The sequence below is a fragment of the Metapseudomonas phytobenefica genome, assembly GCF_043392685.1.
Classification (GTDB): domain Bacteria; phylum Pseudomonadota; class Gammaproteobacteria; order Pseudomonadales; family Pseudomonadaceae; genus Metapseudomonas.
The window spans coordinates 42,757-55,478 of record NZ_JBHZGM010000009.1 but is presented as its reverse complement, the minus strand read 5'-3'; the positions used below and the strand labels follow the sequence as shown (position 1 = coordinate 55,478).

The window sequence follows — 12,722 nt, the reverse complement described above, 5'->3', positions numbered from 1 at the left end:
GCTGTGAAACGAGCGATTGCTCGGGGCGGCTAGTTTGCCGTATTCGCCGCCGGGTCGCAAAAAGCCGCGGGCCGTCGTTTTGCCCGAATTTTCCTGCAACTTTTCCCATCAGGGGCAGTCTTGCAATGCCTGCGGGGGACTCCTTATAGTCCGCCAGCGTTTTGCAAGGCCCCGGTGGCCAGCATGGCCAGGGGCTGTTCCCGAAGGGACTAGAGGCCATGATCGAGATAACAAATCTGACCAAGCGCTTTGCGCAGCACACAGCTGTGGACAATCTGTCCTTCAGCGTCGCGCCGGGGGAGGTGCTGGGGTTCCTGGGCCCCAACGGCGCAGGCAAGTCCACCACCATGAAGATGCTCACCGGCTTCCTCGCGCCGACCTCGGGCAGCGCCAGCATCTTCGGCGCCGACATCCAGACCCACACCCTCAAGGCCCAGCGCGAGATCGGCTACCTGCCGGAAGGCGCCCCCTGCTACGGCGACATGACGGTGCGCGGCTTCCTTGAGTTCATTGCCGAGGTACGCGGCTTCCGTGGTGCCGAGAAGAAGGCACGGGTGGCCCGTGCGGTGGCGCAGGTGGAGCTGGATAACGTCCTCGGCCAGTCTATCGAAACCCTCTCCAAGGGCTACAAGCGCCGCGTCGGCCTGGCCCAGGCGATTCTCCATGATCCGCGCGTGCTGATCCTCGACGAGCCCACCGATGGCCTCGACCCGAACCAGAAGCACCAGGTGCGCCAACTGATCCAGAGCCTGGCCCACGAGAAGATCGTGATCATCTCCACCCACATCCTCGAAGAGGTCGCGGCGGTCTGCACCCGCGCCCTGGTGATCGCGTCCGGCAAGGTGGTGGCCGACGGCACGCCGTTCGAGCTGGAAAGCCGCTCCCGCTACCACCAGGCGGTGACGCTGGTGGCCGACGAGCCGCTGGACATGCTGGCCCTGGCGGTGCTGCCGGGTGTGGCCGGCATCGAGGAGAACGCCATCGAAGGCGGCCTGACCATCCTGGCCAAGCCGGGCGAAGTGATCTTCCCGCAGGTGAACCAGCTGATTCACCAGCGGGGCTGGAAAGTGAGGGAGCTGGACGTGGAGCGCGGCCGTCTCGATGAGGTGTTCCGCCGACTGACCCGGGGAGAAGCGGCATGACGCAGTTGCCGGTTATTTTCAAACGCGAGCTGGCGAGCTACTTCGCCACCCCGCTGGCCTACGTGTTCATCGTGATCTTCCTGGTGCTGTCCGGGGTGTTCACCTTCTACCTGGGGGGCTTCTACGAAAGCGGCCAGGCGAGCCTCGCGCCGTTCTTCAACTTCCACCCCTGGCTCTACTTGTTCCTGGTGCCGGCCATCGCCATGCGCCTGTGGGCCGAGGAGCGCAAGTCCGGCTCCATCGAGTTGCTGATGACGCTGCCCATCACCCGCTTCGAGGCGGTCACCGGCAAGTTCCTCGCCGCCTGGGCCTTCGCCGGCCTGGCTCTGCTGCTGACCTTCCCTATGGTGATCACGGTCAACTATCTCGGCGAGCCGGATAACGGCGCCATCATCACCGGCTACATCGGCAGCTGGCTGCTGGCCGGGGCCTTCCTCGCCATCGGCTCCTGCATGTCGGCGCTGGCGAAGAACCAGGTGATCGCCTTCATCCTCGCCGTCAGCGTGTGCTTCCTGTTCATCGTCAGCGGCTTCCCGCTGGTGCTGGATGCCTTCAGCGCCTGGGCACCGCAATGGCTGCTGGACGCCGTGGCCTCGCTGAGTTTCCTGACCCGTTTTGATGCCATCAGCAAGGGCGTGATCGACCTGCGTGACCTGCTCTACTTCGTCACCCTGATCGCCGCCTGGCTGGCCGCCACCGCCGTGGTGGTCGATCTGAAGAAGGCCGACTGAACATGAAAAGACTGATGTATTCCGGCGCCGGGCTGCTGCTGATCGCCCTGGCTTTCCTGGCGTTCAACATGCTCGCCGGGCTGACCCTGACCAACGCGCGGGTCGATCTCACCGAACAGAAGCTCTACACCATCTCCGACGGGACACGGAAGATCCTTGGCGAGATCGACGAACCCATCAACCTGTATTTCTTCTACTCCGACAAGACCGCCAAGGACCTGGTGGTGCTGCGCAACTACGCGCGACGCGTGGAAGAGATGTTGAAAGCCTACGAGCGGGCTGCTGGCGGCAAGATCAAGCTGCACATCGTCGATCCCGAGCCCTTCTCCGAGGCTGAGGACAAGGCCGCCGAGTTCGGCCTGCAGGCGGTACCGCTGCAGCAGGGGGGTGACCAGGTCTACTTCGGTCTGGCCGGTACCAACAGCGTGGACGATACCCAGATCATCCCGTTCTTCCCGCTGGATCAGGAAGAGTTCCTCGAATACGAGATCAGCCGCCTGGTGCAGAGCCTGGCCAAGCCGGAACGCCCGGTGGTGGGCGTGATTTCCGGGCTGAAGCTCAATGGCGGCTTCGACATGGCGACCCGCCAGCCGACCGCGCCCTGGATGGTGATGGAAGGCATCCGCCAGCTCTTCCAGATCGAGAGCCTGAAGGGCGATATCGACCAGATTCCGGAAAAGGTCTCGGTGCTGCTGCTGGTGCATCCGAAGAACCTGCCGCAGCAGACGCAGTACGCCATTGACCAGTTCGTCCTGCGCGGAGGCAAGCTGCTGGCCTTCGTCGATCCGTGGAGCGAAGCCGACAGCGGCATGGAAATGCCGGGCGAGCCCGGGGGCGACAAGGCTTCCGACCTGAACGTCCTGTTCAAGGCCTGGGGCTTGCAGATGGTGCCGGGCAAGGTGCTGGGTGACGGTGCCAACGCCATGTCGGTGAACGTTGGCGAGGGCCGGCCGCCGGCGCGCCATGCCGCCTGGCTCAACCTGCCCAGGCACAGCCTCGACCAGTCCGACGTCAGCACCGCCGGCCTGGAGAACATCACCGTGGCCACTGCGGGCATCCTCAAGCCGCTGGAAGGTGCCAAGACCCAGTTCGTGCCGCTGATCCAGAGCTCCGAGTACGCCATGCCCTTCGACGTGCAGCGCTTCGGCATGCTCACCGACCCCGAGGAGCTGATCCGCGAACTCGAACCCACCGGCGAGCGCTATACGGTGGCGGCGCGCATCAGCGGTCCGGCGCAATCGGCGTTCCCCGATGGCATCGAGGGCCGCAAGGATGGCCTGAAATCGGCGAAGAACATCAATGTGATCGCCGTGGCCGATACCGACATCCTCAGCGATCGCATGTGGGTGCAGGTGCAGGACTTCTTCGGTCAGCGCGTACCGCAGCCCTGGGCCGACAACTCCGGCTTCGCCATCAATGCCCTGGACAACCTGGCCGGTTCCGACGCGCTGATCAGCGTGCGTTCCCGTGGCCGCTTCAGCCGTCCCTTCGACGTGGTGGAGAAACTCCAGCGTGACGCCGAGGTGAAGTTCCGCGAGCAGGAACAGGTGCTCCAGCAGCGTCTGGCCGACACCGAGCAGAAACTGGCGTCGCTGCAGCAGAACCAGGACCCGGCCAAGGCGCTGGAACTGACCCCGGAACAGCAGGCGACGCTGCAGCAGTTCATCCAGGAGAAGCTGCGCATCCGCAAGGAACTGCGCGACGTGCGCTTCCAGCTCAACGCCAGCATCGAGGACCTGGGGCGCACCCTGAAGTTCGTCAACATCGCCCTGGTGCCGCTGGTGCTGACCCTGGGCGTGCTGGTGCTGTGGTTCTGGCGTCGTCGGCGCAAGGCCTGAGGGGGGACGATATGGGACGCAAAGGCTTGATCTTTCTCGCCCTGCTGGCTGCCGGGCTGGGTGCGGCCTACTACATCAAGCAGGACAGTGCGCGGCCCCAGCCGCAGTCCGTCGCCAGCCGTGACCTGCTGCTGCCGCAACTGCAGGGCAGGCTGGACGGCGTGACGGCGCTGGACGTGCAGGTGCCCGGCCAGCCGGACGTGCGCCTGGCGCGCAAGGATGGCACCTGGGTGCTGCCGGCCAAGGCTGATTACCCGGCGGCCGGCCAACCCGTGGCCACGCTGCTGAGGGCACTGGCCGAGGCACGCAAGGTGGAAGCCAAGACCGCCAACCCCGAACTGCACGGTCGAGTAGGCCTGGCGGACAAGGGCGAGGCCGGCGAGCAGGGTTCGCGCATCAAGGTCGAACGCGGCAGCGAAGCGCCGCTGGAACTGCTGGTGGGCAAGCCGGCACAGCAGGGCAAGGGGCAACTGGTGCGCCTCTATGGCGACAACCAGGTCTGGCTGGTCGACCAGGCCATGCCGCTGCCGACGAGCGAACTCAACTGGCTGGACCGCCGGGTGGCGGCGATTCCCTTCGCCAGCGTCCGGCAGGTCGAGGTGACCTACCCGAACGGCAGCCAGCTGACCGTCTACCGGGATACCGCCGAGGAGCCGAATCTCAAGCTCAAGCAACTGCCCAAGGGCCGGAAACTGGCCTATGAGGCGGCGGCCAACGGCATGGCGACCCTCTTCGCCGGCCTGGAATTCGCCGACAACGCCCCCCTGGCGCAGGTGCAGTTCAAGGGCAAGCCGCTGCTGAGTTTCAGCCTGTCCACTTTCGACGGGGGCGAGCTGCGCGGTGAAGTCTACGGGCAGGGCGAACAGCCCTGGCTGGTGCTCAAGGATAAGCAGAAGTTCGGTGAAAAGCAGGTGCCCGGCAAACTGGATTGGGCCTATCGACTGGAGCCATTCCAATATCAGGCACTGGCCAAGAAGCTCGAGGATGTACTTGCCGCAAAGTAGTGCAAGTTATTGAAGCAAGGCGGTAAATCGGACTTTGGCCGGTCCGTTTCCGCCTTTCTTCATGCCCCATTTTGTCCCGTCCGGGAACCAGAAAAGGGCGTCCAGCCCGCATGGCGCGGCCATTCTGCACGGTCATAAAAAAGTGCTTTTCAGCGCGAACTCTTGTCGTATACTCCGGTCGCGGTCATATAAAGAACGCCATTCGAAATACCCGCTCCATGCTTGATTCGGCCGGGGTCGGATATAACAAGAAGAACGTCTTTGCCGCACCGTCGAAACCCCCAGCAAAGGGGGTACACAATAAAATTGCGAGTTGGAGAGAGCAGTAATGGCTGATCGTGAGATCGGAACCGTCAAGTGGTTCAATGACGCCAAGGGCTATGGTTTCATTCAGCGCGAAAGCGGTCCTGATGTGTTCGTTCACTACCGTGCTATCCGTGGCGAGGGTCATCGCTCTCTGCTGGAAGGCCAGAAGGTGGAGTTTTCCGTGATTCAGGGTCAGAAAGGCCTGCAGGCGGAAGACGTCGCCAAGGTCTGAGACTCAAAACAAGAGGCCCGTCAGTGACGGGCCTTTTGCTGTCTGCGGTTTCCCAATCCAATCGGGCTGCCGATCGATCAGTCGGTGCGCCAGATGATTTCCTGCTCGCCTTCCGCGTTCACCTTGATCCAGCGGTCGGCGTCTTCTTCGCCCTGCGTTTCCTGCCAGCCACCTGGCGCGCAGCGGATTTCCACGCCCAGGGCCGCAAAGGCTGCGCGTGCACAACCCAGATCATCCTCCCAGGGCGTAGCGTCGCTTTCCAGATAGAGGCTGTGCCACTTGCCAACGGCCTTGGGCAGCCAGGTGACGGGAACATCCCCGGCCAGGCACTTGAAGGTCTGGCCTTTCTGCTGCCAGGGCGTGCAGGAACCCAGCGCCGCGTTGAGCCAGGCGGTGACGGCCTCCTGGTCGGCGTCCTTGAGGTAGATCTCGATATCGGGTTGGCGCATGGGGGACTCCCTAGATTTTCTCGATCCAATCGTAGCGAATGGACACCGTCACATCGAAGGCTTCGGCCACCACCGCGGCGCGGCGTTCGGCGCTGGCGCGCCAGCCGTGCGGGGTCATCGCCAGCAGGTCCGCGCGCGCCTCGGCGTCGGCCAGGTGCAGGCGATAGCTCAGCGTTTCGCTGTGGGCCAGGCGCATGCCCGCTGGAATCTGCGCCAGGTGTTTCTCGTCGTCGTAGTCGCGGACTTCATCGTAGAGATTCTCGCGCAGCTCCAGCAGGTGCTCGCGGGTCGGCCCCATGCGCAGCAGGCCGCCACCGGGGGCCAGCAGGCGCAGCACTTCCTGCCAGTCCAGCGGGCTGAAGACGCTGGCGAGCAGGTCGCAACTGCCATCGGCCAGGGGAACCCGAGCCATGCTCGCCACCAGCCAGTGCAACTGCGGGGCGCGGCGGCAGGCGCGCTTCACCGCCTCGCGGGAGATGTCCAGGGCGTAGCCATCGCTGGCTGGCAGGGCCATGGCCAGCTGGCCGGTGTAGTAGCCCTCGCCACAGCCGATATCCAGCCAGCTTTCCGGGTCGCGTGCGGCGGCGAGTGCGGCCAGGCGGCTGGCCAGTGGGGCGTAATGGCCGCCGTCGAGGAAGCGCCGGCGTGCCTCGACCATGGTGGCGTTGTCGCCCGGATCGCGGCTCTTCTTGTGCTGCACCGGCAGCAGGTTGTAGTAGCCCTGGCGCGCGCGGTCGAAGCTGTGGTTGGCCGGGCACGCCAGGCTCTGTTCACGGGCGCTCAGCGCACCCTGGCAAAGGGGGCAGATGAGTTTCATTGGGCGAGCAGGCGGACCAGGGTCTGTTGGTAGATGTCGGTCAGCAGGTCGAGATCGCTCGCCAGTACCCGCTCGTTCACCTGGTGGATGGTGGTGTTCACCGGGCCCAGTTCGACCACCTGGGTGCCCATGGTGGCGATGAAGCGGCCATCGGAGGTGCCGCCGCTGGTGGACGGCGTGGTGTCACGGCCGGTGACGGCCTTGATGCTCGCCGCGACCGCGTCCAGCAGCTCGCCCGGTTCGGTAAGGAAGGGCAGGCCGGAAAGCGCCCATTCCAGGTGGTAGTCCAGGCCGTGCTTGTCGAGGATGGCCTCGACCCGGCGCTGCAGGCCTTCCACCGTGGATTCGGTGGAGAAGCGGAAGTTGAACACCGCCACCAGCTCGCCCGGGATCACATTGGTGGCGCCGGTGCCGGCGTTGAGGTTGGAGACCTGGAAGCTGGTCGGCGGGAAGAAGGTGTTGCCGTCGTCCCAGTGCTCGGCGGTCAGTTCCGCCAAGGCGGGTGCGGCCAGGTGGATGGGGTTCTTCGCCAGGTGCGGGTAGGCCACGTGGCCTTGCACGCCGCGCACGGTCAGCTTGCCGCCGAGGGAGCCGCGACGGCCGTTCTTCACCACGTCACCCACCAAGGAGGTGCTGGAGGGCTCGCCGACGATGCACCAGTCCAGGCGCTCGCCACGGGCGGCCAGCCGCTCCACCACGGCCTTGGTGCCATGTTGCGCCGGGCCTTCTTCGTCGCTGGTGATGAGGAAGGCGATGGCGCCCTTGTGCTGCGGGTGTTCGCTGACGAAGCGTTCAACCGCTACCAGCATGGCGGCCAGACTGCCCTTCATGTCCGCCGCGCCCCGGCCGCAGAGCATGCCCTGTTCGTCGATCAGGGCGTCGAACGGCTGGTGCTGCCAGGCCTGCACCGGACCGGTGGGCACCACGTCGGTATGGCCGGCGAAGCAGAGCACCGGGCCCTCGCCGCCACGGATGGCCCAGAAGTTTTCCACATCCTCGATGCGCATGCGCTCGATGCGGAAGCCCGCGGCCTCCAGACGGCGCATCATCAACTCCTGGCAACCTTCGTCGACCGGGGTGACCGAGGGGCGGCGAATGAGGTCGCAGGCGAGTTCGAGGGTGGGGGACAGGGCAGACATGGGAGCTCCGGAAAGCAGCGCGGGAACGCTAGGGAAGAAAAGGCGGATATCTTAAAACAAGAACGGCGGCCAATGGCCGCCGTTTGAGGGTTTCGCTCGCCTGTCAGGCGGTGGCGACCTCTTCCTGCTCCTCTTCCCGGCCCTTGGGCATGGAGGAGAGCAGCGCCATGATCAGCGCCGCCAGGTACGGCAGCGACTGTACCAGCAGCATGGCCACCCAGAACATCACGTCCGGGCTGGGCATGCCCTGTACGATGGCGATGCCGATGGCCGCGCCCCACAAGAGGAGCATCACGAACACCTCTTCGCGGGCTTCGGCCAGGGCCATCATCAGGCCGTGGTTGCTGCGCATCTTCGGCGTGCGGAAGAACGGGATGCTCTTGGTGAAAAAGCCGTAGAGCACCGCCTTGGCGATGGTGTGTGAGAGCGCGAGCCCTGCAACCGCCGCACAGAAGGCGTCCTTCAGGTTGACCCCCACCGCGCGCTGGTAGAGGAAGACGATCTTGCCCACCTTGAAGAAGAACAGCGCCAGAGGCGGGATGGCGAAGATCAGCAGCGGCGGGTCGACCCGCTGCGGCACGATGATCATGGCCGCCGACCAGAGCAGGGCACCGATGGTGAAGAAGATGTTCAGGCCATCGGCGACCCAGGGCAGCCAGCCGGCGATGAAGTGGTAGCGTTGGCCCTGCTTGAGCTTGGAGTCCTTGCCCAGGAACAGGCTGCGGGCATGCCCCTTCATGATCTGGATGGCGCCGTAGGCCCAGCGGAAGCGCTGCTTCTTGTAGTCGATGAAGGTGTCCGGCATCAGGCCGCGGCCAAAGCTCTCGTGCGCGTAGGCTGCCGCGTAGCCGCTCTTGAACACGCGAAGGCCCAGTTCGGCGTCTTCGCAGATGGTCCAGTCGGCCCACTTCAGCTCGTCCATCACGCTGCGGCGGATCATGGTCATGGTGCCGTGCTGGATGATCGCGTTGCGGTCGTTGCGGGTGACCATGCCGATGTGGAAGAAGCCCTTGTACTCGGCGTAGCAGAGCTTCTTGAAGGTGTTCTCGTTGCCGTCGCGATAGTCCTGCGGCGACTGCACCACGGCGATTTCCGGGTCGGCGAAGTGCGGCACCATGTACTTCAGCCAGTTGCGGTCGACGCAGTAGTCGGAGTCGATCACCGCCACGACTTCGGCGTCCGGTGCGGTGTACGGCAGGATGTAGTTCAGCGCGCCGCCCTTGAAGCCTTCCAGCGGGGCGACGTGGAAGAACTTGAAGCGCGGGCCCAGCTGCTCGCAGTAATCGCGCACTGGTTCCCAGACGGCCGGGTCCTTGGTGTTGTTGTCGATGATCAGGACCTCAAAGTCCGGATAGTCGAGGTTGGCCAGGGCGTCGAGGGTCTGTTTGACCATCTCCGGCGGCTCGTTGTAGCAGGGTACGTGTACCGACACTTTCGGCCGGTAGGCGGTGTCGGCCAATATCGGCAGGAACGGACGGCGGCGCTTGCGCACCCAGACCGCCTCGGCCAGTTCATGGGCTTCGGTGAGGAGCACGATGAACACGCCCAGGGCGCCGATACCCAGCAGCAGGCCCACGGTGAGGCTGAACCAGTTGCTGTACTGCTGGCTGTAGTCGTAGGCGATCCACACCAGCGCCGAGCCGCCGGCAAAGGCGACGAAGGTGAGGAAGGTGCGGCCGCGCTGGCGCAGGGCGCTACCGTCGATCAGCATCAGGGCCAGGGCCAGCAGCGCCAGGACCACCGAGGCCACGGCGAGCATGCGCCATTGCGGGATGGCGATCACCGGGCCTTCGAAGGCGAACTTGGGCTGGCGGTCGAGGTTGTAGACGCCCCAATAGGCGCCCACCGAGCCCTCGTCGCTGGCCTTCCACGGCTGGTCGAAGGCTTCGATGACGAAGTAGTTGTAGCCCTTGGCGTTGAGGGCGTTGACCAGGGTGCGCAGGTAGATGGCCTGGTCGGCCTGGGACGCGTCGGCACCGCCACGCATGCGGCCGTTGCTCGGCCAGCCCACTTCCGACAGCAGCAGCGGCTTCTTCGGGAAGGCCTTCTTCAGGTCCTTGGCGCGCTCCAGGACGAATTCGGTGGAATCCTCCATCGGCACGAATTCCCAGTAGGGCAGCACGTGGGCCGCTACCAGGTCGACGTGCTTGGCCAGTTCCGGGTACTTCAGCCAGATGTGCCACTGCTCGGAGGTGGTCACCGGCACCTTCACCGCGGCGCGGACACGGTCCAGGTAATCCACCAGGTCCTTGCGGCTGATCTCGCGACGGAACAGGGCCTCGTTACCCACCACCACGCGAACCACGCTGCGGGACGTGTTGGCGATTTCGATGGCCTTGGCGATCTCGCGCTCGTTGCGTTCCTCGTCCGGGCTGATCCACACACCCAGGGTCACCCGCAGGCCGAATTCCTCGGCCAGGCGCGGGATGTCGGCCAGGCTGCCGTCCACCGAGTAGGTGCGGATGTTGTCGGTCTGCTTGCTCAGCAGTTCGAGGTCCTGGCGGATCTGCTCGTCGGTGGGGTAGCGGTTCTGCTGCGGGTTCTGGTCCGCGCGGAACGGCGAGAAGGAATAACCGGAGATCTGTTCCGGCCAGTCCGGCGCGGTGACCGGACGGTTGTAAAGCGCCCAGATACCGGTGAACAACGCAGCAACCGCCACGAAGACCACCAGATTGAGTCCAAATTTACGCGATGGCATAGAGGTCAAGGGTTCCGAATAGAGGAACTGGGTCCCATAGGAGAACGGCCTGCTGCAGGCGGTCTTTCATACGAAACCGGGGGGGGACAGGGCCAGCGAACTGCCGGCCGGCGCGAATCCTACTCCGGCGCCCAACAGCTGTATAGATTGCAACCAGCGGGGGAGCCGGATGGCCGCCCCGCCAGAGGGTTTGTTTGCCTTTGGCGCCAGAAGTTCTCGCCATGTGGCGAAATGCCGCCCCGGATGGGGGCTCTTCAGAGCGCCCTCAATAGGATGCGCTCGCTGATCATCAGGTCAAGGTCACGCCGTTCGCTCAGGGCGGTCATGCCATGCCGCTCCAGTTGTGCCAGCACCTGGGGGATCACGTCGGCATCCAGGCCGTGTTCGGACAGGCGGGTGGGCACGCCCATGCGCTTGAAGAAATCGCGGGTGGCCTGGATGGCCGAATCGATGCGCTGATCGTCGTCACCTTCCTTCAGGCCCCAGACGCGGGAGGCGTACTGCAGCAGCTTCTCGCGCTTGACCTGGCGGCGTTCGGCCAGCAGCGCCGGTAGCACCACGGCCAGGGTCTGGGCGTGGTCGATGTGGTAGAGCGCGGTCAGTTCGTGGCCGATCATGTGGGTCGACCAGTCCTGGGGGACGCCGCAGCCGAGCAGGCCGTTCAGCGCCTGGGTGGCGCACCACATCAGGTTGGCGCGCACGGCGTAGTCATCGGGGGTGGCCAGCGCCTTGGGGCCTTCTTCGATCAGGGTCAGCAGCAGGCCTTCGGCGTAGCGGTCCTGCAGGGGGGAGTCGGCTGGGTAGGTCAGGTATTGCTCGATGGTGTGGACGAACGCATCCACCACGCCGTTGCCGATCTGCCTGGACGGCAGACTGAAGGTGGTGCGTGGGTCGAGGATGGCGAAGCGCGGGTAGAGCAGGGCGCTGGAGAAGGGCAGCTTCTCCTGGCGGGCGACGTGGGTGACCACGCCGTGGGGGTTGCTCTCCGAGCCGGTGGCGGCCAGGGTCAGCACGCAGCCGAGCGGCAGGGCTGCGGTGATCCGCTTGCCGCTGAGCAGGTCCAGCGGGTCGCCTTCGTAGCAGGTCGCGGCGGCGATGAACTTGCTGCCGTCGATTACCGAACCGCCACCGACAGCGACGATGAAGTCGCAGCGTTCGGCCTTGGCCAGCCCGGCGGCCTTGACCAGGGTATCGAACTGCGGATTGGCCTCGATGCCACCGAAACGGACCAGCTGGTAACCAGCCAGCGCTTCCTCTACCTGCTGCCAGACGCCGTTCTGGAAGATGCTGCCGCCGCCGTGGGTCACCAGGACCCGGCTGCCGGCCGGCACATCCCGCCCCAGCTTGCTGATCTGGCCTTCGCCGAAATGGATGCGGGTGGGGTTGTAGAAGGTGAAATTGCGCATGACCGGCTCCATTGTCGTTATCGGCCGACTATAGCCCTGGCGGACCGGGCCCGAAGCCATGGGCCGCCATTCAGCGGCGATGGACTTGGGCCGAAGCAGAGCGCTTCCTATAATGCGCGCCCGCCCCAAGGTTGGCGATGGGAGTGATCGGCATGAATACAGACGAGCGTTTCGGCGGCATTGCCCGGCTTTATGGCCTGGACGGGCTTGCCCGGTTGCAGGCGGCCCATGTGGCGGTGGTCGGCATCGGCGGCGTGGGCTCCTGGGCGGCAGAGGCCCTGGCCCGCTCCGGAGTGGGCGAGATCTCCCTGTTCGACCTGGACGACGTCTGCATCACCAACACCAACCGCCAGGTGCATGCCATAGAAGGCACCGTGGGCAAGGCCAAGGTGGAGGTGATGGCCGAGCGCATCCGCGCCATCAACCCGGCCTGCGTGGTCCATGCGGTGGCTGACTTCGTCACCCGTGAAACCATGGTCGAGTACATCACCCCCGAGCTGGATGCCGTGATCGACTGCATCGACAGCGTGGCGGCCAAGGCGGCGCTGATCGCCTGGTGCAAGCGGCGCAAGATCCAGATTGTCACCACGGGCGGCGCCGGTGGCCAGGTGGACCCGGCGCAGATCCAGGTCGCCGACCTGAACAAGACCTTCAATGACCCCTTGGCGGCCAAGGTGCGTTCCACCCTGCGCCGAGACTACAACTTCTCCCGTACGCCGGGGCGCACCTACAGCGTGCCCTGCGTGTTCTCGACGGAGCAGCTGCGCTACCCGAAGCCGGATGGCTCGGTCTGCCAGCAGAAGAGTTTCGTCGGCGAAGGCGTGAAGCTGGACTGCGCCGGCGGCTTCGGCGCGGTGATGATGGTGACCGCCACCTTCGGCATGGTGGCGGCGGCGCGGATTGTGGACAAGCTGGTGGCTGGTGCGCGCAGGCCGTCGGAGCGCACTGCGGGATAAGGTT

Annotated in this window: 11 protein-coding genes; 6 read left to right on the top strand and 5 right to left on the bottom strand. The window is 65.1% G+C overall.

Features of this window, described 5'->3' with window-relative positions; all coding sequences use genetic code 11:
• Nucleotides 1–218 precede the first annotated feature (218 nt).
• The 5 genes from ACFW0B_RS10080 (at nucleotide 219) to ACFW0B_RS10060 (ending at nucleotide 5,253) form a co-directional block, all read left to right on the top strand.
• Nucleotides 219–1,142: an ABC transporter ATP-binding protein gene (locus ACFW0B_RS10080; protein WP_449147769.1), complete on the top strand. Its 924-nt coding sequence runs from the start codon at nucleotides 219–221 to the stop codon at nucleotides 1,140–1,142.
• Nucleotides 1,139–1,873 (top strand): ABC transporter permease subunit, encoded by a 735-nt coding sequence (locus tag ACFW0B_RS10075; RefSeq protein WP_449147768.1) that lies wholly within the window; start codon nucleotides 1,139–1,141, stop codon nucleotides 1,871–1,873. The genes ACFW0B_RS10080 and ACFW0B_RS10075 overlap by 4 nt, the downstream gene beginning before the upstream one ends.
• A 2-nt stretch (nucleotides 1,874–1,875) precedes the next feature.
• Nucleotides 1,876–3,711: a GldG family protein gene (locus ACFW0B_RS10070; RefSeq protein ID WP_449147767.1), complete on the top strand. Its 1,836-nt coding sequence runs from the start codon at nucleotides 1,876–1,878 to the stop codon at nucleotides 3,709–3,711.
• 11 nt (nucleotides 3,712–3,722) lie between these two features.
• On the top strand, nucleotides 3,723–4,715 hold the full coding sequence (locus tag ACFW0B_RS10065; protein WP_449147766.1) for a DUF4340 domain-containing protein: 993 nt from the start codon (nucleotides 3,723–3,725) through the stop codon (nucleotides 4,713–4,715).
• A gap of 328 nt (nucleotides 4,716–5,043) precedes the next feature.
• Nucleotides 5,044–5,253: a cold-shock protein gene (locus tag ACFW0B_RS10060; protein WP_004421058.1), complete on the top strand. Its 210-nt coding sequence runs from the start codon at nucleotides 5,044–5,046 to the stop codon at nucleotides 5,251–5,253.
• A gap of 77 nt (nucleotides 5,254–5,330) precedes the next feature.
• On the opposite strand, the gene ACFW0B_RS10055 is transcribed toward ACFW0B_RS10060, so the two are convergent.
• The 5 genes from ACFW0B_RS10055 to ACFW0B_RS10035 form a co-directional block, all read right to left on the bottom strand.
• Nucleotides 5,331–5,702: a hypothetical protein gene (locus tag ACFW0B_RS10055; protein ID WP_449147765.1), complete on the bottom strand. Its 372-nt coding sequence runs from the start codon at nucleotides 5,700–5,702 to the stop codon at nucleotides 5,331–5,333.
• Between the two features lie 10 nt (nucleotides 5,703–5,712).
• Nucleotides 5,713–6,519: a putative RNA methyltransferase gene (locus tag ACFW0B_RS10050; protein WP_449147764.1), complete on the bottom strand. Its 807-nt coding sequence runs from the start codon at nucleotides 6,517–6,519 to the stop codon at nucleotides 5,713–5,715.
• The gene (dapE, locus tag ACFW0B_RS10045) at nucleotides 6,516–7,658 is read right to left on the bottom strand and encodes a succinyl-diaminopimelate desuccinylase (RefSeq protein WP_449147763.1); all 1,143 of its coding nucleotides are present in this window, start codon (nucleotides 7,656–7,658) and stop codon (nucleotides 6,516–6,518) included. The genes ACFW0B_RS10050 and dapE overlap by 4 nt, the downstream gene beginning before the upstream one ends.
• A 103-nt stretch (nucleotides 7,659–7,761) precedes the next feature.
• Nucleotides 7,762–10,356: a glycosyltransferase gene (locus ACFW0B_RS10040; RefSeq protein WP_449147762.1), complete on the bottom strand. Its 2,595-nt coding sequence runs from the start codon at nucleotides 10,354–10,356 to the stop codon at nucleotides 7,762–7,764.
• A gap of 254 nt (nucleotides 10,357–10,610) precedes the next feature.
• The gene (locus ACFW0B_RS10035) at nucleotides 10,611–11,762 is read right to left on the bottom strand and encodes an iron-containing alcohol dehydrogenase (protein ID WP_449147761.1); all 1,152 of its coding nucleotides are present in this window, start codon (nucleotides 11,760–11,762) and stop codon (nucleotides 10,611–10,613) included.
• Between the two features lie 152 nt (nucleotides 11,763–11,914).
• On the opposite strand from ACFW0B_RS10035, the gene tcdA reads away from it, so the two are divergent.
• On the top strand, nucleotides 11,915–12,718 hold the full coding sequence (tcdA, locus tag ACFW0B_RS10030; RefSeq protein WP_449147760.1) for a tRNA cyclic N6-threonylcarbamoyladenosine(37) synthase TcdA: 804 nt from the start codon (nucleotides 11,915–11,917) through the stop codon (nucleotides 12,716–12,718).
• Nucleotides 12,719–12,722 lie beyond the last annotated feature (4 nt).